Raw genomic sequence first — 18,628 nt, forward strand, 5'->3', positions numbered from 1 at the left:
AACTACTAATTATTCAATATTCATAAATAGGTGGATACAAGATCACAACAGCTTCTAAAAGTTTTAATAAGCCAACATATTGATGATGGCGCTCCCGTAGGCTCCAAAACATTATCCAGCCATGCCGAGGTTGATCTAAGTCCGGCAAGTATAAGAAATATTATGAAAACTCTTGAGGATCAAGGTTTTATATCTAGCCCTCATACATCTGCAGGGAGAATTCCTACAAAAAAAGGTTACAGGTACTTTGTGGATACTTTACTCACTTACAAAGAACCAACTTTGCAAGAGATAAATCTTATCTCTGAAAAAATGAATAATATGCAAAACGTCTCAAATACTATTGCAGATACTTTATCCAGCCTCACTCATCATGCAGGGTTGATTCTCATACCCAAGTTGAAAAAAAATACGTTTAAACATATCGAATTTATTAATTTATCTTCCAATCAAATTTTGGCGATTTTAGTTACTAGCGATGGGCAAGTAATGAATAAGATTCTTAAAGTAGATAAAGATTACTCGCCTCATGAGTTGGTTGAAATTTCAAACTACTTTACCAAGAATTACTCCGGACTAACGATTGAGGAATCATTTGAAAAGATCGCTAAAGAAATCAATGAAACAAAGAAAAGAATGTACGATCTTATGCAGTCCGCAATGGATAACTCCAATCCAAATAATTATGAAAATATTTTTATTAGCGGTAAAGAAAATTTGATTTATAACGAAGAACTTGCTAAAGATTTAGGAAGTTTAAAAAAAATTATTCAAATTTTTGATAAAAAAAATATGCTCATGGATCTTCTTGAAAAAAGTCAGAATTCTTCTGGGGTACAAATTTTTATTGGAGAAGAATCGGGCTATCACGGCCTTGATGAATGTAGCATCATTACATCGCCTTATGAAGTAGATGGAGAGGTTATTGGATCTTTGGGTGTTATAGGCCCAACAAGAATGGCTTATGAAAGGGTTATTCCAATTGTTGACATAACTGCTAAACTGCTAAGCTTAAATAATCACCAAAAAAAAATATAAATGGCCTATTACAATAAGGAACCTAAATACACTCACGGAGACGAGCCCAAAGTTGGAATCATCTTAGCCAATCTCGGGACACCAGAAAAACCAACCTCCGGAGCATTACGTAAATATCTTCAACAATTTCTTATGGACAGAAGGGTTGTAGAGATTCCTCGGTTTATTTGGTGTTGGATTCTTCATTTTATCATCTTGGTTTTTCGTCCGAAAGCAAGTGCAGCAAAATATAAATCGATATGGACCAAACAAGGATCTCCCCTTTATGTCAATTTAAAAAAACAAAAGGAAGCCTTTAATAAACTTATTCAAAAAAATATTAAACAGCCAATTGAAATTGAAATCGGTATGAGTTATGGGCAACCTTCAATCGCAAATGCTATTGATAAACTTAAAGAAAAAAATTGTAATAAGATTCTTTTTTTTCCTCTTTATCCGCAATATGCTTCATCCTCATCTGGAGCTGCCATGGATGGACTATTCAAAAAGTTAATAAAAACACGAAATATTCCAGAAATAAGGGTAATTCGTAACTACCATGACCATCCCGCTTATATCGATGCGCTTAAACATTTCATTACTAAGTTTTGGCAGCAAAAATCAAAACCAAATAAGCTTATTATGAGTTTTCATGGGGTTCCAAAGAAATCACTTCTACAAGGTGATCCTTATCACTGTGAATGTTATAAAACCGCAAGATTGTTGACTACAGCACTCAAATTAAAAGAGCAAGAATATCAAGTAACTTTCCAATCCCGGTTTGGCAAAGCAGAATGGCTCAAACCATACTTTTCAGAAGTCATAAAAGATTTGGGAAGTGAAAAAGATATTCGTGTAGATGTATTATGTCCAGGCTTCTCTAGTGATTGCCTTGAAACTCTTGAAGAAATTAATATGGAAGGCAGAGAGATATTCTCAGAACATGGCGGAGATCCAAAAAAATACAGATACATACCAGCATTGAATGATTCCGAAGAGTGGATTAATGCCATGTTTGAAATCGCAAAATCTCATCTTCAGGGATGGATTGATCACAAATATTCAGTATCTAAAATCAGCAAAGCATCTAAAGAAACAAAAACAGCTTTTGAAAAGGTTAAAAAACTACCATGATTATCATCACTGGCGCTGCAGGGATGATTGGAAGTGTTGCTGCATGGCATCTTAATAACATCTTAGGTGAAAATGATCTTATTCTTTGCGATGATCTTGCCCACGATAATCAAGAAAAGAATTTTAGTAAGAGAAAGTACCTGGATTTTGTCAAAAAAGATCAATTATTAACATCATTAAGACAAATGGATGCAAAAAAAATTGATGCCATTATTCACATGGGTGCAATCAGCGCCACCACTGAAAAAGTTTTTTCTAAGCTCATTAAAGATAATATTCGTTTTTCAAAAAAATTATGGTCATACTGTACGGAAAAAAAAATACCCTTTATCTATGCCAGTTCAGCGGCAACATACGGAGATGGTTCACAAGGATATGATGATGATTTAAATTCGGGCTTAAAGCCATTAAATGCCTACGGATACTCCAAATATTTTTTTGATCGCTGGGCCTTGGGTATGGCAGAAAATAATCTATGTCCACCTTACTGGGCTGGCTGTAAATTTTTTAATGTATATGGTCCAAATGAATATCATAAAGGTCGTATGGCGAGCGTTGTTTATCATGCGTTCAATCAAATTAGTAATGAGGGATTAATTAAGCTTTTTAAAAGCAATAATCCACAATATGAAGATGGTGGTCAGTTAAGAGATTTTATTTATGTCAAAGATGCTGTCTCAGCCATGATCCATTTACTTAATACAAAAAAAATAAGCGGGTTATTTAATATAGGCACAGGCAAAGCTCAAACTTTTTATGAATTAGCTCAATCTCTCATAAAAAATCATCAATCTTCAATCGAACAAATTAAATTCATTGATATGCCTTCTGATCTGGATGGAAAATACCAGTATTTTACTGAAGCAAAAATTGATAAGCTTATTGAAACCGGATACGATTTAAATTTTAATGATCTTAACTCTGGAGTAACAGATTATTACCAAAATTATTTATCACAAAAAGATCAATATCTATGAATAAATTAATCTTTAACGATTTTCTCACTCGAATAAAACATAATAAAAAAAATATTTTAGTTATAGGTGATGCAATGCTTGATCAGTATTACTTTGGGTCTATTGATCGAATATCACCAGAGGCTCCAGTTCCAATATTTAGCGTAAAAGAAATTGAAAATAAATTAGGTGGTGCTGCGAATGTTGTTAACAATATTATTAATTTTGGAGTCAAAACCTTTCTTGTTTCATCAGTAGCTAAAGACAAAAGTGGTGAATTATTGTTGGAACTTCTGAAGCAAAAAAAAATTACCTCAAACATTATTTTTAAAAAAAATGATGTGACAACAACAAAAATTAGGAGCGTTGTTGGTAATCAACAATTATTAAGACAAGACTTTGATGCGAAACTAATTTCCTTAACGAAATTAGAAGAATCAAAAATCATAAACAAAATTAACAAAAATATATCAGTCATTATTCTATCCGATTATGGCAAAGGCTTCTTATCCCCTGCATTGTGTCAAAAAATCATTTCTAAAGCTAATAAAGAAAAAATTCCTGTGCTTGTTGACCCCAAAGGGAGTGATATTTCTAAATACAAAAATGCTTTTGCTGTTACTCCCAACAAAAAAGAAGCGTTATCTTTTACTTACATGGGAGATGGCATCCATCACGAAAAAACTCTTAATAAAATAAGAAAAGAAAATAATATAAAAAACATAATCGAAACAAATGGTGAAAATGGAATTAACCTTTACTCGGATGAATGTCATAAGAAATTTCCTGCTGTTTCACCCAAACAAGTATTTGATGTTTCTGGTGCTGGCGACTCAGTTATTTCCTCAATTGCTGTCTCATTGCATGCAGGTTTTAATATTGAAAGTTCATTAACTTTAGCTAATATCGCTGCAGGAACAGTCATCAGTAAAATTGGAACAGAACCTGTATCTCTTGATGATCTCAAGGACTTTTTTGTTACCAAGGACAGTAACCTTAAAAGTAATAAAATATTTAAGCTTGATGAAATGAAAAGCAAAGCTGTCCAACTCAAAAAGCTAGGAAAAACCATTGGATTTACTAATGGTTGTTTCGATATTCTCCACTCCGGTCATGTTTCCTATCTTAATGAAGCTAAAAAGAATGTTGATTTCTTAATACTAGGCCTTAATACAGATAGCTCAATTAAAAAGATTAAAGGCTCATCTAGACCAATTGTTGATCAGCAAAATCGAGCTCAGGTTTTATCAGGTCTATCCTCAGTCGATGCAATAGTATTTTTTAATGAAAATACACCGATTAAGCTAATTAAAACAATCCAACCTCATTTTCTAATCAAAGGAAATGACTATAAAGTCAAAGAGGTGGTGGGGCATAAAGAAGTAAAAAAATGGGCTGGGGAGGTAATGTTAATTGACCTTATTCCAGGTCAAAGTAGTACAAATATAATAAAAAAAATAAACCATAGTGAAAAATGAAAAGATTCTAATTTTTGGTCCATCCTGGGTAGGTGATATGGTAATGGCCCATTCCTTATTCTTAAATTTAAAAAAAAGAAATCCAAATTGTGAAGTTCATTTGGCAGCTCCTAGGTGGTCTATGGATATCGGATCAAGATTTCCTGAAATTGATAAATTAATACCTCTTGAGTTTAATCATGGTAAGTTCGATTTTTTTAAAAGGTTAAGTCTAAGTTTTAAACTAAGACAAGAAAGTTATGATGAATGTATATTCCTGATCAATACCTTTAAATCATTGCTGAATATTACTTTTTCAAACATACCATTACGAACTGGGTATGTTGGTGAATTGAGATCATTTTTTTTAAATAATGTTCTTAAAAATAATTCCGACCCTACGATTCGCAAATTTACAAAACTATCAAAAAATAATTCATACCCCTCACCTAAATTAATTAACCCAAAAATTGTGAGCAATAAAAAAAATGGTAAAAATTTTTTAAAAAAAAATAGAATTCCAATAGAAAATCTTGTCATTATTTCTGGTGGGGCAGAATATGGTCCCGCCAAAATATTACCCTCAGAAAAATATGCATATATAGCAAATAATTTAATTAAAGAGAATTTCAATATCTTGCTAATCGGTTCCGCAAATGACAAAACAGTAAATCACGAAATAAATAAACTTACAAAATATAGATGTTTTGATATTACCGGTAAAACATCTCTAGGTGAATGCATTGATATAATTGCTTGTGCTCAATATTTTTTGAGTAATGATTCTGGGTTAATGCACATTGCAGCAGCTCTTAATATTCCTCAAGATAGCTTCTTTGGATCCTCAGACCCAAACAACACACCTCCACTAAACAGCGAAGCAGTAATTAATTATTTAAATCTTGATTGCAGTCCTTGCTTTGAAAGACGCTGTCCACTGAAACATTTTGACTGCATGAACAAAATCGATGAAAAAGAAATTTCTAAAAGAATCACATGCCTACTAAACAAGTAACAATAATCGTTCCAAACTACAAAACATACCAATTAACAAAAGTTTGTCTCAGGTTGCTTAGAAAAAATACAGATTTAAATCATGCAGATGTTATTGTAGTTGATAACAACTCAAATGATGAATCTTCAAAATATCTTAAAAGTTTAAAATGGATAAAATTTATTCATAGGGATGGGATTCCAAACGAGGGGGGACCAATGTCCCATGCCAGAGCACTAGATTTGGCATTAAAAAAAATAAAAAGCCCTTATGTCATCGTAATTCATACGGATACCCTTATGATCCATCCAAACTGGCTTAATATTTTGATGCAGCCTTTTGATGATCCTACTGTTGCTGGTGTTGGATCTTGGAAGCTTGAACACAAAAATATTTTTCAAAGGTTAGGTAAGCATATCGAATACCTATTCAAAAAATTACAAAAAAATAAGACTAATAATCAACGCTTTAATAAAGACTATCATTATCTCAGGAGCCATTGTGCGATTTACAAAACAGACCTTATTAAAAAAGTTAACTCATCTTTTTCAGATCAGAATGAAAGTGCGGGTAAGGTTCTTCATAAAAAACTAATCCATGCTGGATATAAAATGATTTTTTTGGAATCTAATTTTTTAAATAAATATGTAAATCATATCAATCACGCTACCCAGGCAATTAATGATGAGTTTGAAATTCGTTCTGCTAACAAAGTGATCAAAGATTATTTCGGCTACATGAATAGAAATGAAATTAAAGAAATTTTAAAAGATGATACCCTAGATAATTAGATCTTTCAGATGCTTCACAGACAAAATGTTTTCTCTCTTTACTGTTTCTTCCCAGGCACTAAAATCACTCCATCCCGAAATAAAAATAAAATCAAGATTAAAATTTTTAGCAGTTTTAATGTCATATTCCGCATCACCAAAAAAGATCGCTGGCATAAAATCACTATTTTTTTCAAGATGATATTTTACAATGTCGTGTTTTGAATCTGGACTGCCATAAATCCCATAATCAAACAGATGGTCAAGATGCTTTGAGGCTAAGATTGTTCTTACCTCTTCCTGGTCTCCTCCACTCATCACCATCCAATGCTGATTTCTCGTCAACTCTCTTAACTCATCTAAGCCAGTTGCTACTTCACAATCATTTAATATTTTCAATACATTATGATTTAAAGATTTAATTAGAAAGCTAAAGTCTTCTTCATTAAATGACTGTTGCAATATATTTGTAAGGAAATATTCAAATTTTACATATCTTGAAATACCGGTGTTTTCAACATGATATTGAACTAATTTTTCAGCTTGTTCTTTCGTTGCACCAAAATCAATAGCTGCGTATCGATAGGCTTCAGATTTTTTAAAGTTTGAATTTAATAACACACCATCACAATCAAATATGATGGTGTTGTATTTTGTGAGATCCATTACACTTTTATAGATGAAGCCTCGGCAGCAAGCTTGGTAATTCCTGCCCAATCTTTATTGTTAACTAAGTCATTGGGTGTTAACCAAGTTCCACCACAGACTGGTACATTAGGTAATCTTAAAAACTCGGATGCTGTTTCTACTTTTACTCCACCTGTTGGGCAAAATTGAATATTTGAGAAAGGACCTGCAAATCCTTTCAATAAGTTTATACCGCCAACAGCTACGGCAGGAAAAAGTTTTAAGAAATCATAACCTTGGTCTGCAGCCATCATAACTTCACTCCCAGTGGATACGCCTGGAAGTAAAGGAAGGTCAATTCTTTTACATTCATCTGATAATTCTGTAGTAAATCCTGGACTGACTGCAAATTTTGATCCGGCATTTTTCGCTTGAACAGCGTCAGACTTTGTCCTTAGAGTTCCGGCTCCAGTAATTGCCTCTGGCAGTTTGCTTGAGATTAATTCTATTGCATCAAGGGCACATTCTGAACGCATAGTTACTTCAAGAACCCTAATCCCGCCTTCTAAAAGTGCTTCTGCAATAGGTAATGCATCGTCAATTTTGTTAATCACAATAACTGGTATAACGGGACCGTAACTAGATAAATCTTTTGTATTCATTAATTTCCTTTATTTAAACCCAAGTGACTGCACCTTCTTCGGCGGTTAACACATTTTTTCTTAAAGCTCCAAAAAGCTCTCGACCCATGCCGTGGCTATTATTTTGTTTTTTGGTTTCAGGAAGTGTTTCCACCTTTCTTTCAAACCATGTATCTTCATCCACTAAAACATTTAATGAGCCAACGGTGGCATTAATTCTTAACATATCGCCCTCTCGAATTTTGGCAATAGCTCCACCTAGTGCAGCCTCTGGACTCATATGAATTGCTGCTGGAACTTTCCCTGAGGCACCACTCATTCTGCCATCAGTCACAATAGCAACCTTAAATCCTTTATTTTGCAAAACAGATAATGGTGGCGTCAATTTATGCAGCTCAGGCATCCCATTTGCTTTGGGCCCTTGAAAACGAACAACTGCAATAAAATCTTTTTCCAGGTTTCCTTCATCAAATGCCTCAAGTAATTCCTCCTGAGAATCAAAGATCATCGCTGGTCCCTCAATTATATATTTGTCTTCTGGGATCGCAGATGTCTTCATAACAGACCGACCGACATTACCTTTTAAAAGTTTTAAACCACCAGTATCTGAGAATGGTTTTTCATGTGTTCTCACGATAGTGACATCACCAGATGACTTGGGGAAATCAGTCCATGATAGAGTCTTTCCGGTTACAGATAATTTTTGTCCGTATTTTTCCATACCAGGTCCAGCAACAGATAAAACGTCATTAAACATGCAGCCATTTTCTAATAATTCTCTGATAACAAAACTTGGGCCGCCTGCTTCTTGAAACTGATTAACATCGGCTACACCATTTGGGTAGACACTGGCTAATAAAGGCACAGCTTTCGCAAGCTCATGAAAATCAGTCCAATCAATCACTATTCCAGCAGCTCTCGCAATTGCAACCCAATGAATTAAATGATTTGTTGATCCACCAGTCGCCAATAAAGCAGCCATTGCGTTAATAATCACTTTCTCGTCAACCATTTCGCCTAATGCAAATGATGTTTTAGTGTCGTTAACATTTTTTATTAACATCCGGACTGCTTCAGAAGTTAACTCATTTCGTGCATCGTCTCTTGGATGAATAAATGCTGCTCCAGGAACATGAAGACCCATCGCCTCTAACAACATTTGATTACTATTTGCTGTTCCATAAAATGTGCATGTACCCTCTCCGTGATATGCTTTTGATTCAGAATCCAACAACTCTTTTCTACCAACCTTACCAAGAGCGTATTGCTCGCGAACCTTAGATTTTGATGTGTTATCTATACCAGTTGACATAGGGCCAGCTGGAATAAATATGGCTGGCAAGTGTCCAAAATGTAAAGCTCCTATGAGTAGTCCAGGAACAATTTTGTCACAAATGCCTAGCAATAATGATCCGTCAAAAACATCATGCGACAAACCAACTGAAGTACTCATGGCAATTGTGTCTCTTGAAAATAAACTTAATTCCATTCCAGGTTCGCCCTGGGTCACACCATCACACATAGCTGGAACACCAGCTGCAACTTGCACAGTAGAACCATTTTCGCTGGCAACTGATCTGATTAGCTCAGGGTAATCCTCGTAAGGTTTATGGGCTGATAGCATATCGTTGTAGGCAGTAACAACTGCTAAATTAGGCTTCTTTTCTTGAACTATAGTTAGTCTCTTATCGGGTGATAATGATGCAAATGCATGGGCCACATTTGCACAACCGAGACGATCAGAACCCCGATCTCTATTTTTCATTGTTTTTAATCTTTTAAGGTAAGCCGATCTCGTCGGCCTGCTTTTCTCTTTAATTTTTTCAGCTAATTCAAGTATTAAATTTTTCATAATCTAAAGTATTTATTTTGTTACTAGTATATTTTCCATGATCATAAATTCTAAGTCGCATCCAAAAAACATATTTAAGGCATCTTCAGGTGAACAAACCATTGGCTCACCTCTTCTATTTAATGATGTATTTAAGACAACCGGGACGCCCTTAAGCGTCATAAAGTTTTTTAGAAGCTGATAGTATACTTTATTTGTTTTTTCATTCACAACCTGAACTCTGATTGTTTTATCCTCATGCACTACCTCAGGTATTTTTTTTATCCACTCCGGCTGTACGTTGAATGTGAATGTCATAAATGGTGAAGGATGCTTGGATCCAATAATAGATTCAGCATATTCTTCTAAAATGCTTGGACAAAAAGGTCTCCAACGCTCTCTATATTTTATTTGCTTGTTGATTTTATCCGATATCTTAGGTGTTGTTGGATCGCCCAGGATACTTCGACATCCAAGTGCTCTTGGTCCAAACTCCATACGACCTTGAAACCATGCTAAGGGATTCCCAGCAGCTAAAATTTCTGCACCAACTTTTGCCGGATCGCTAATTTTAGTAAATTTTGGTTTAGAGCTATGATTTTTACAAGCATCAAGGCATTCTTTTGATGAATAACTAGGGCCCAAGTAAACATGCTCCATTTTTTTAATGGAATTGGTTTTATTATCATGAATTGATGAAACATATGTGGCGGCTCCAAGTGAAGTTCCAGAATCTCCTGAAGCAGGTTGCACAAATAATTCCTTGACGTATGGCAGATCAATAATTTTTTGGTTAAGCTTTACATTTAGTGCGACGCCGCCAGCCATGCATATCTTTCCAGTTTCCCTTATGATATCTCCAAGATAATAGTCGATCATTTGAAGAGCGATTTCTTCAAGTTTATTTTGAATGGATGCTGCATAATGAATATAAGGTAAATCAATTTCATCACCACTTCTTTTTTTGCCATACATATCCACAAACTTTGGTGAAAAATAATACCCTTTTCCATTTTCTTTATATCTTCTCAAACCTATTACGTTAACTAAATCCGTATTAACTTTTAATTGTCCATTTTTAAAAGAAACTAGATTTGAAAAATCATACAATGACGGGTCTCCATATGGAGCCATGCCCATAACTTTGAACTCACCATCAAGCATATCAAAACCTAAAAATTCAGTAATGGCTCCATAAAGACCGCCAAGAGATTCAGGGTCATAAAATTCTTTTATTTTATGTATTTTTCCATTTTCTCCATATCCAAAAAAAGTTGTTGCATACTCCCCTTTTCCGTCAATACCCACGATGGCAGTTTTTTCTTTAAACCCTGACAAATGATATGCGCTTGATGCATGGGATAAATGGTGCTCCACAGGTATTATTTCTGCTTTATTAATATTTAATGAAGTCATTAAATCTTTTGTTTTGTTTAAGTTCCTTCTGAATCTGCGATTTCCATTGAAAATAGCATCCAGAGCTCTGTCAGGTGCATACCAATATCTTTTTGCATAATGCAAACGAGCTTTGCTGAAAAAAGGAATTTTTGCATAGGGGAATGTCACAATATCGACATCTTCAGGATTCAATCTACCTTCATTTAAACAATATTTGGCTGCTTCAACAGGGAATAAATTTTTAGCATGCTTGTCCCGAATAAACCTCTCTTCTTCAGCAGCCGCTACAATTTTTCCATCTATAATCAATGCAGCTGAAGCGTCATGTCCAAGGACGCCTGATATACCTAAAATTTTCATATTATTTTTCCAAAGACCTAATAGCTGTTAGAAATTTTGATTTGTTTTTCCAATTTGAGAGAAAACGAGCAATTTGCTTTTTAATTTTATAATTATATATGGATTGGCTCATTGAGAAAAAAGATTTATCAAAATCAATCATCCATATTTGCATTTTATTATCGACTAAAATGTTTGTTTTCTTAAAGTCACCATGGATAAATTTAAAATAAATAAATTTATCAAAAAGCTTCAAAATTTTTTCTTTTAAAACTTTAGTATCAGAATTTTTCTTAATAGATTCTTGGTAACTGACAATGTCCATGCCATCAATTTTTTCCATTGCAAAGTAACTGGCTAGTTTAAAAAAAAGAAATTTTTTCTCATAGTAAAAATATGGTTTTGGACATGCAATATTTATCAACTGAAGAGCATTTGAAATTTGCCAAGAGTTTTTACCCCGTGACTTAACAAATTGCAACTTAATAAAATGCGTAAAACTTTTAATATTGTATCTTTTTATTACTAAATTTTTATGACAAAAGACTGTGCAGGTATTACCATTTTTAATGATTTCAGCATTTTGTAATAAATTGTCGATTTTTTGAAAATCAAAGTTAAAATCTTTTTGCTTATAAATTAAAGATCTAAACGTTGAAGTTTTTTCAAATTGAGATGAGTTTCTTAATGTTTTCAAATGAAACTTCATTAATGATTTGTACACATAATACCCAACAATTTTTTTATGGATAAAATCTAAAATTTTAAAATTATAAAATGAGGTTTTATTCAGCATGATGTCAGGATCGACCTTTGATGAAATTAGACTGAAATTTAAAAACTTTCTCAAAGCTTTAAAAAAAATAATTTTTTTAACTAAACCTCCATCAATCATGTAAATTTTTTGATGCGAGATTAAATAATTTTTAAAATAATTATCCAGCTGAATAAAATTTTTTTTAAATAATTTTTTATTTAGTAACAATATTTCATTAATAATATTGTACTTTTTTGTTAATGAATCATCGCCATTTAAAAATTCTTCAACAGTAATTGCATCGATGATTTTTTCAAAAATGATATAATATTCATTATTTAATTTTCCAAATGATAAAACTTTTGGGGTTAGTATTTCCGCTTGATTAAGATAAAATGATCCTCTTAATTCTTTTGCATATAAATTCTTTTTTTTAAAAAATTTTACTATGTAGTTTTTATCTCTAGCGCTAGCCTCAACAACCCTCCTCTTACCAGGAATTTCTCTTAGCACTTTTATAAATTTCAAGTTATTTATATCAAGCATATTTATTTTTATATTTCTTTAACATTAAAGTGGCTCTATCATCAATATCCATTTTATGGTTTTCCAGGAAGTTTTTATTGAAGTAATTAGTCTTTAATATTTTTTCGAAACGTTCCTCATTACCAAAATATTTTATAGAAAATAATAAATCACCTAATTCCTTGCTAATACGTTTTGTGGAAACTTTTGTCTTTTTTTCAAGCCTATGGAAGTCAATCAAATATATTTTAATATTTTTTTTATTGCCCAATGAATTAAGATCTAGTAAAAAATGACACAGATATAGGTCATGGTGAACTATTCCATTACGATGAAGCTTATTAATGATATCAACTACTTTTTTATAAATCCGATCTTGGTATTTTTTTTTGTCTTTCTGGTATTTCTTTTTACTAAAGAAAAAATCAAGTTGCTCAAAATTTTTAATCTCCTCAGAAATTACAAATGAACGATTATTCCAGATCTTTTTTTCGTTTCCGTAACAAACTAATTTAGCAGTTTCCACGCCAATTTCTTTTAAAATTTGATAAGCCTCAAACTCATTTCTGGCATTACCAACATCCTTAACAAACCCAAGTTTATTTAGAATATTTTGCAAAAAAGACCCGCTTGAAAACCTCTTAATAAAATATTTTTTATTTTTAAATAAAAATTCCAGTGTCTCTCTATTAGCGCCAGAGCGAATTATTTTACCATTCACATTGAATAGATCAGAAAAACTGGAATCTTTGAAGTCTTCTTTATTTGAATAAAAGGTTAACATTAGTCAACAGTCTTCCTAAAATATTTTGACGCTTCACTTTTGATCTTAAAAAATCTATTTTCTCTATAACCGATTTTAAGCTTTTGTAATCATTGTTATTATCAAGCGTGTCAATTATATCGATGAATTTCCACAATATAATTTTATCAGTAATATTCGTGGCCATTTTTATAACCTGTAATTTACTATAAGGGTAATTTGAACAATTTATTTTTGGGTTTTTACAAAGGTAGTTAGATAACATTCTTTCCATTACAAAAGGATATATTGGAGCAAAGTGATTTTCAGCTTTTCTATAAAAGTACTTTTTTTTATCGGCTTTCATGCATAAAATTTTTTTTCTTGTTTTTTTAAGTTCCAAAACATATTTTTTCCAAAAGGAATACTTGGCTGCCCAGTAGTTTGAATAAACAAGATTTTTTGGCTCATGCCTTGAGTCAAATCTAATAAAATTACTGCTGGTATTTAGCATTCCTGCTATTTTTTTTAAACCTCTATGAAAACTTTCACCCTGATCCCATGCATTAAAGAAGAAATATGCCCATTTAGGATCAGTATTAAATAAAATTAAGTCACTTCCATCGTTTCGATTAATAAATAAATTGATGTCAGTAAAATCAACCTTTAATTTATTTATAAATTTTGGAGAAACTAGTGAATAGAAATTTCCATCATCTTTTACATGTCCTGCATCAAAAAAATCAATCATATGAGATGTTTCTCTCTCATCCAAATATGGTTTACCAATTTGATTAAAAATTTTAAAACCAGGGTGAATTGGCGTCAGCGATTCTTCCGAATATGCAATTTGGTAAAAATTACAAGACATCTTTAATGATCTTTTTCATTTTTTTATAGTTGATATGGATGTCAAAGTTTTTTGACATGTTAAGAGCATTTTTTGCATATTTTTTTCTAGTTATCGCATCAGATCTTAATTTTGCAATATTATTTGCCCAGTCAGATCCTTTATTTACAAGCATCCCAGACTCATATTCTTTAATCAATATGCCGTTATAACCAACATTAGATGACACTATTGGTAAACCAGCAGATGCATACTGAAGTAGTTTAAAAGCACATTTTCCTTTACTCCAATTCGAATTGTCTAAAGGAGCTAATCCAACCTTAGCGGACTTGATTTCTCTATACTGACCTGATTCAGTCCATTTAACATTTTTAATTTTTATTGAGTTACTTACTAATTTAATATTAGAGATGTTGATCAGTCTTAAATCCTTGAATCTTTTGTTTGCTTTTTCTAAAAAAGGGATAATTTCAATTAAATATTTAGATGTTGTTTTTTGACCAACCCAAACAAGATCAAAAAATTCGTTTGAGCCAATAGCTTTAATTTTATATTTTTTTGTATCAAGGCATGTCGGGATTATGAACGTCTTTTTACTAAACCTTGCGGAATAACTATTTAAGAATTCATTACCAGCAAATATCAAATCTGCTCTTCTACATATTGTTGAAAATCTGTTAAATTTATTTTTTGAAATTTTACCTTTTGAATCAATAAAAATTGCATCATCAAAATCATAGATAATTTTTTTAGCTAGAAATCTTAGTAATTTAAAATAAGTTTTCGACAAAAGTTTTCTTTGTAAGAAAACTACATCATAAAAGGGTGCATTAATCAAAGTTCTAAAATAGTTTAATGGCCTCTTTGACAAACCAATGTGTTTAAAAAGAATATTATCTTCTTTTAAACAATTCTCATAAATTAACGCCCTATCTCTAGAAGATGAAGCTTGTAACCCTTTGGTGAGTATAAGAATTTTTTTCATTTAGTTTATAATTTTATTTTATGAAAGTCTTGATTATCAAAACATCATCATTAGGTGACATTATCCACGCTAACTCTATTATAAGTGATTTAAGAAGAAATCATGCTGATGCGGAGATACATTGGCTTGTTGAAGAATCATTTTCTAGTTTGTTGAATTTATTCCCAATTCAGAAAACCATAGTAAGCAAATTTAGAAGTTGGAAAAAAAACTTATTTAAAAAAAATTCATACAGTGAATTCTTTCAATTAAAGCATTTAATTAATAAAGAAAATTATGATTTTGTCATTGATCTTCAAGGTTTAATAAGAACTGGAATCATGTGCAGGTCTTTAAACTCATTTGGTTTTAATAAGAATTCTATTAAAGAAAGCTTTGCGAGTTATTTTTATAAAAACACCATTGGGGTTGAAAAAAAAATTCATGCAATTAATAGAAATAGGCTACTTGTTGCCAAGTCAATGAATTATGAAATAGACCAAAACAATATTTCTTTTTCATATAATTTTAAAAAAGATCAAACGGATCCAAATAGTATTGTATTTATTTCAGGGACAAGCAATGATCAAAAGAAATGGCCTCTTGAATACTGGATTAAGTTGGCTGGCTTATTTGAGCGAAATAATTATAAAATTTTTCTTCCCTGGGGAAGTGTTAAAGAATATGAAGAATGTCTTACTATTTATGATCAAACAACAAATTGTGAAATTCTCGAAAAAATGAATATTGATCAACTGGCAAAAAAAATTGCATCCACACGTTTTGCAATTGGGGTTGATACCGGTCTTACGCACCTTGCCTCATCACTGGATATACCTACAATTGGAATTTATACATTCAGTAATCCTGATCTCACTGGGGTTAAAAATACCAAAACTCCTGCATTTAACATGGGCTCATTAAGCAACATCCCCCTCCCTGAAGAAATTTTCATAAAATTTAACGATTTAGCTTGAAATTTACCTTTCCATACCTATATATAAACTGTAATTAATTTTTAAAAAACTCGGTTAGGTATATGGCAGACGAAAAAAAAGAAAAAAATCTCACTGAAGAACTTGATCAAAATAAAGACCAAGATTTATCAAAAGAGAATGCTAATGAGGAAAATCAAGAGATTGATGGTCAATCTGATGATTTATTAGAGCAAATTGAGGACCTGAAGAATCAAGTTTTATATGCGAAAGCTGAAGCAGAAAATATTCGAAGAAGAAGCTATGAAGAGGCTGATAAAACGAGAAAATTTGCAATCGAAGGTTTTAGTAAAGAATTATTATCAGTAAAAGATAGTTTAGAGGCTTCACTAGGACCTGATAATGTGCACAACAAGACCTTAATCGATGGTGTTGAACTAACACTAAAACAGCTCAATGCTGTTTTTGAGAAATTTAATATTGCTGAAATCAATCCGACAGGTGAAAAATTTGATCCAAATGAACATCAAGCAATGTCAATGGTTGAATCAAAAGAGCAAGAATCTAATACGGTATTAAGCGTTTTACAAAAGGGTTATAAGCTTAATGACAGAGTAATAAGACCAGCAATGGTCTCAGTAGTTAAAAATAATGATTAATACTTGAAAATTTTATTAATCATCTCAACATTAATAAGTAATAAATATTTGAAGGAAAAAATATAATGGCAAAAATTATTGGAATTGATTTAGGAACCACCAACTCTTGCGTATCGGTCATGGAAAGTGGAAAGCCAAAGGTAATCGAGAACTCAGAAGGAAATAGAACAACGCCTTCTATTATCGCTTATCAAGATGGTGGAGAAATTCTGACAGGTGCCCCTGCTAAACGTCAAGCGGTGACAAACCCTAAAAATACCCTTTATGCTGTGAAGCGACTTATCGGAAGACGTTTTGAAGAAGATGAGGTTCAAAAAGATATTAAATTAATGCCATACACCATTGCCAAAGCAGATAACGGTGATGCCTGGGTTGAGGTTAATGGAGAAAAAGTAGCTCCACCTCAAGTCTCAGCTGAAGTTTTAAAAAAAATGAAAACAACAGCAGAAGAATATCTGGGCGAAGAAGTGACAGAGGCAGTTATCACAGTTCCAGCATATTTTAATGACAGCCAAAGACAAGCGACAAAAGATGCTGGACGAATTGCTGGTCTTGAGGTCAAAAGAATTATTAACGAACCAACTGCTGCTGCACTTGCTTTTGGTTTAGACAAACAAGAAGGTGACAGAAAAATTGCTGTTTATGACCTTGGTGGCGGAACATTTGATGTGTCTATCATTGAAATATCAAGCGTAGATGGTGAGCATCAGTTTGAAGTTCTGTCAACGAACGGAGATACTTTTTTAGGTGGTGAAGATTTTGACAATAGAATTATTGACTTCTTGGCTGAAGAATTTAAAAAAGAAAACGGTGTAGACTTAACCCACGATATGCTCGCAAAACAGCGTCTTAAAGAGGCTGCCGAAAAAGCAAAAATTGAACTATCAAGCAGTTCACAGACTGAGGTGAACTTACCGTACATTACTGCTGATGCATCCGGTCCGAAACACTTGGTTGTAAAACTCACTCGCTCAAAATTTGAATCATTAGTTGAAGATTTAATTGAAAGAACTGCTGCGCCCTGTGAGCAAGCAATGCAAGATGCTGGTTTATCCAGCTCAGATATTTCAGATGTCATTCTTGTTGGCGGTCAAACCCGTATGCCAAAAGTGCAAGAAAAAGTTAAGTCGATTTTTAATGTTGACCCAAGAAAAGATGTTAACCCAGATGAGGCTGTTGCAGTCGGCGCTGCAGTTCAGGGTGGTGTCCTCCAGGGAGATGTTAAAGATGTTCTATTGCTGGATGTAACGCCATTAAGCCTTGGTATTGAAACATTAGGTGGTGTTTGCACCAAGCTAATCAAGAAAAATACTACTATTCCAACCAAGGCTTCGCAAGTCTTCTCCACTGCTGAAGATAATCAAAGTGCCGTAACCATCCATGTCCTCCAGGGTGAGAGAGAGATGGCGAGTGGAAATAAGAGTCTTGGGCAATTTAATTTAACAGACATTCCACCAGCTGCCAGAGGAACTCCTCAAATTGAAGTTACATTTGATATTGATGCTAACGGTATATTAAATGTATCAGCAAAAGATAAGGCGACAGGCAAGGAAAATAAAATTACCATTAAGGCCAATAGTGGATTAAGTGAAGAAGAAATTAAGAAAATGGAAGAAGATGCGGCAAAATATGCAGAAGAGGATAAAAAGCTCAAAGAGCTTGTTGATGCAAAAAATTCTGCAGAGGCACTGATCCACGGCACTAAAAAATCAATGACTGATCATGCTGATAAGTTAGAAGATGGTGAAAAAGAAAAAATTGAAGCTGCTGTTAAAGATTTAGAAGAAGCGATCTTATCAGATGATAAAGCCAAAATTGAGGAAAAATCAAAAGCATTGGCCGAGTCAGCACAAAAATTTGGTGAAAAAGTTTATGCCTCTCAGCAAAATCAATCTGGTCAAAATCAACAGGCAGAATCTGCTGATGCAAATTCAGAAAAAACAGTTGATGGTGATGTTGTTGATGCTGAATTTGAAGAAGTAAATGAAGAAAAAAAAGAAGAGGATAAGTAATATCCTTATAGACTCAATCT

Annotated in this window: 17 protein-coding genes; 9 read left to right on the plus strand and 8 right to left on the minus strand. The window is 32.9% G+C overall.

Features of this window, described 5'->3' with window-relative positions:
- Positions 1 to 30 precede the first annotated feature (30 nt).
- From UZ34_04805 to UZ34_04830, 6 genes are read left to right on the plus strand one after another with little or no spacing between them, the layout of a single operon-like run.
- A complete protein-coding gene (locus UZ34_04805) occupies positions 31 to 1,038 on the plus strand; it encodes an HrcA family transcriptional regulator (protein AKO64699.1) in 1,008 nt (335 codons plus the stop codon).
- Positions 1,039 to 2,151 (plus strand): ferrochelatase, encoded by a 1,113-nt coding sequence (locus UZ34_04810; protein AKO64700.1) that lies wholly within the window; start codon positions 1,039 to 1,041, stop codon positions 2,149 to 2,151.
- Entirely contained in the window at positions 2,148 to 3,128 is a 981-nt protein-coding gene (locus UZ34_04815) for an ADP-L-glycero-D-manno-heptose-6-epimerase (protein ID AKO64701.1), read from the plus strand. Before UZ34_04810 ends, UZ34_04815 begins: the two co-directional genes overlap by 4 nt.
- Positions 3,125 to 4,585, plus strand: a complete 1,461-nt coding sequence (locus UZ34_04820) for a hypothetical protein (GenBank protein AKO64702.1) — start codon at positions 3,125 to 3,127, stop codon at positions 4,583 to 4,585. Before UZ34_04815 ends, UZ34_04820 begins: the two co-directional genes overlap by 4 nt.
- Positions 4,572 to 5,579: a hypothetical protein gene (locus UZ34_04825; GenBank protein ID AKO64703.1), complete on the plus strand. Its 1,008-nt coding sequence runs from the start codon at positions 4,572 to 4,574 to the stop codon at positions 5,577 to 5,579. Before UZ34_04820 ends, UZ34_04825 begins: the two co-directional genes overlap by 14 nt.
- Positions 5,561 to 6,349: a glycosyltransferase gene (locus UZ34_04830; protein AKO64704.1), complete on the plus strand. Its 789-nt coding sequence runs from the start codon at positions 5,561 to 5,563 to the stop codon at positions 6,347 to 6,349. The genes UZ34_04825 and UZ34_04830 overlap by 19 nt, the downstream gene beginning before the upstream one ends.
- Here UZ34_04830 and UZ34_04835 read toward each other — a convergent pair.
- From UZ34_04835 to UZ34_04870, 8 genes are read right to left on the minus strand one after another with little or no spacing between them, the layout of a single operon-like run.
- Positions 6,338 to 6,994, minus strand: a complete 657-nt coding sequence (locus UZ34_04835; GenBank protein AKO64705.1) for a hypothetical protein — start codon at positions 6,992 to 6,994, stop codon at positions 6,338 to 6,340. The two genes, UZ34_04830 and UZ34_04835, sit on opposite strands and share 12 nt — an antisense overlap.
- The gene (locus UZ34_04840; protein ID AKO64706.1) at positions 6,994 to 7,617 is read right to left on the minus strand and encodes a keto-deoxy-phosphogluconate aldolase; all 624 of its coding nucleotides are present in this window, start codon (positions 7,615 to 7,617) and stop codon (positions 6,994 to 6,996) included. Before UZ34_04840 ends, UZ34_04835 begins: the two co-directional genes overlap by 1 nt.
- 13 nt (positions 7,618 to 7,630) lie before the next feature.
- Complete coding sequence (locus tag UZ34_04845) at positions 7,631 to 9,448, minus strand: phosphogluconate dehydratase (protein ID AKO64707.1); 1,818 nt, start codon at positions 9,446 to 9,448, stop codon at positions 7,631 to 7,633.
- A 12-nt stretch (positions 9,449 to 9,460) separates the two neighbouring features.
- Positions 9,461 to 11,185 carry a carbamoyltransferase gene (locus UZ34_04850; protein AKO64708.1) on the minus strand — a complete coding sequence of 575 codons (1,725 nt, stop codon included), beginning with the start codon at positions 11,183 to 11,185 and terminating at the stop codon, positions 9,461 to 9,463.
- A gap of 1 nt (position 11,186) precedes the next feature.
- Positions 11,187 to 12,467 (minus strand): hypothetical protein, encoded by a 1,281-nt coding sequence (locus UZ34_04855; protein AKO64709.1) that lies wholly within the window; start codon positions 12,465 to 12,467, stop codon positions 11,187 to 11,189.
- Positions 12,460 to 13,230: a hypothetical protein gene (locus tag UZ34_04860; GenBank protein AKO64710.1), complete on the minus strand. Its 771-nt coding sequence runs from the start codon at positions 13,228 to 13,230 to the stop codon at positions 12,460 to 12,462. The genes UZ34_04855 and UZ34_04860 overlap by 8 nt, the downstream gene beginning before the upstream one ends.
- Positions 13,208 to 14,059, minus strand: a complete 852-nt coding sequence (locus tag UZ34_04865; GenBank protein ID AKO64711.1) for a hypothetical protein — start codon at positions 14,057 to 14,059, stop codon at positions 13,208 to 13,210. The genes UZ34_04860 and UZ34_04865 overlap by 23 nt, the downstream gene beginning before the upstream one ends.
- Positions 14,049 to 15,023: a hypothetical protein gene (locus tag UZ34_04870; GenBank protein ID AKO64712.1), complete on the minus strand. Its 975-nt coding sequence runs from the start codon at positions 15,021 to 15,023 to the stop codon at positions 14,049 to 14,051. Before UZ34_04870 ends, UZ34_04865 begins: the two co-directional genes overlap by 11 nt.
- Before the next feature lie 20 nt (positions 15,024 to 15,043).
- On the opposite strand from UZ34_04870, the gene UZ34_04875 reads away from it, so the two are divergent.
- The 3 genes from UZ34_04875 (at position 15,044) to dnaK (ending at position 18,608) form a co-directional block, all read left to right on the plus strand.
- Positions 15,044 to 15,979 (plus strand): hypothetical protein, encoded by a 936-nt coding sequence (locus tag UZ34_04875; protein AKO64713.1) that lies wholly within the window; start codon positions 15,044 to 15,046, stop codon positions 15,977 to 15,979.
- Positions 15,980 to 16,041: 62 nt separating this feature from the next.
- Complete coding sequence (locus tag UZ34_04880; GenBank protein AKO64714.1) at positions 16,042 to 16,596, plus strand: molecular chaperone GrpE; 555 nt, start codon at positions 16,042 to 16,044, stop codon at positions 16,594 to 16,596.
- A gap of 65 nt (positions 16,597 to 16,661) precedes the next feature.
- Positions 16,662 to 18,608 carry a molecular chaperone DnaK gene (gene dnaK / locus UZ34_04885; GenBank protein AKO64715.1) on the plus strand — a complete coding sequence of 649 codons (1,947 nt, stop codon included), beginning with the start codon at positions 16,662 to 16,664 and terminating at the stop codon, positions 18,606 to 18,608.
- Positions 18,609 to 18,628 lie beyond the last annotated feature (20 nt).

It is taken from the genome of Methylophilales bacterium MBRSF5, from assembly GCA_001044335.1.
Classification (GTDB): Bacteria; Pseudomonadota; Gammaproteobacteria; order Burkholderiales; family Methylophilaceae; genus BACL14.

What these genes read in the sequence shown, in the direction of transcription:
- UZ34_04810 (AKO64700.1), top strand. Translation starts at nt 1,039, where the DNA reads ATGGCCTATTACAATAAGGAACCTAAATACACTCACGGAGACGAGCCC.
- UZ34_04815 (AKO64701.1), top strand. Translation starts at nt 2,148, where the DNA reads ATGATTATCATCACTGGCGCTGCAGGGATGATTGGAAGTGTTGCTGCA.
- UZ34_04820 (AKO64702.1), top strand. Translation starts at nt 3,125, where the DNA reads ATGAATAAATTAATCTTTAACGATTTTCTCACTCGAATAAAACATAAT.
- UZ34_04830 (AKO64704.1), top strand. Translation starts at nt 5,561, where the DNA reads ATGCCTACTAAACAAGTAACAATAATCGTTCCAAACTACAAAACATAC.
- UZ34_04835 (AKO64705.1), bottom strand. Translation starts at nt 6,994, where the DNA reads ATGGATCTCACAAAATACAACACCATCATATTTGATTGTGATGGTGTG.
- UZ34_04840 (AKO64706.1), bottom strand. Translation starts at nt 7,617, where the DNA reads ATGAATACAAAAGATTTATCTAGTTACGGTCCCGTTATACCAGTTATT.
- UZ34_04845 (AKO64707.1), bottom strand. Translation starts at nt 9,448, where the DNA reads ATGAAAAATTTAATACTTGAATTAGCTGAAAAAATTAAAGAGAAAAGC.
- UZ34_04850 (AKO64708.1), bottom strand. Translation starts at nt 11,185, where the DNA reads ATGAAAATTTTAGGTATATCAGGCGTCCTTGGACATGACGCTTCAGCT.
- UZ34_04855 (AKO64709.1), bottom strand. Translation starts at nt 12,467, where the DNA reads ATGCTTGATATAAATAACTTGAAATTTATAAAAGTGCTAAGAGAAATT.
- UZ34_04860 (AKO64710.1), bottom strand. Translation starts at nt 13,230, where the DNA reads ATGTTAACCTTTTATTCAAATAAAGAAGACTTCAAAGATTCCAGTTTT.
- UZ34_04865 (AKO64711.1), bottom strand. Translation starts at nt 14,059, where the DNA reads ATGTCTTGTAATTTTTACCAAATTGCATATTCGGAAGAATCGCTGACG.
- UZ34_04870 (AKO64712.1), bottom strand. Translation starts at nt 15,023, where the DNA reads ATGAAAAAAATTCTTATACTCACCAAAGGGTTACAAGCTTCATCTTCT.
- UZ34_04875 (AKO64713.1), top strand. Translation starts at nt 15,044, where the DNA reads ATGAAAGTCTTGATTATCAAAACATCATCATTAGGTGACATTATCCAC.
- UZ34_04880 (AKO64714.1), top strand. Translation starts at nt 16,042, where the DNA reads ATGGCAGACGAAAAAAAAGAAAAAAATCTCACTGAAGAACTTGATCAA.
- dnaK (AKO64715.1), top strand. Translation starts at nt 16,662, where the DNA reads ATGGCAAAAATTATTGGAATTGATTTAGGAACCACCAACTCTTGCGTA.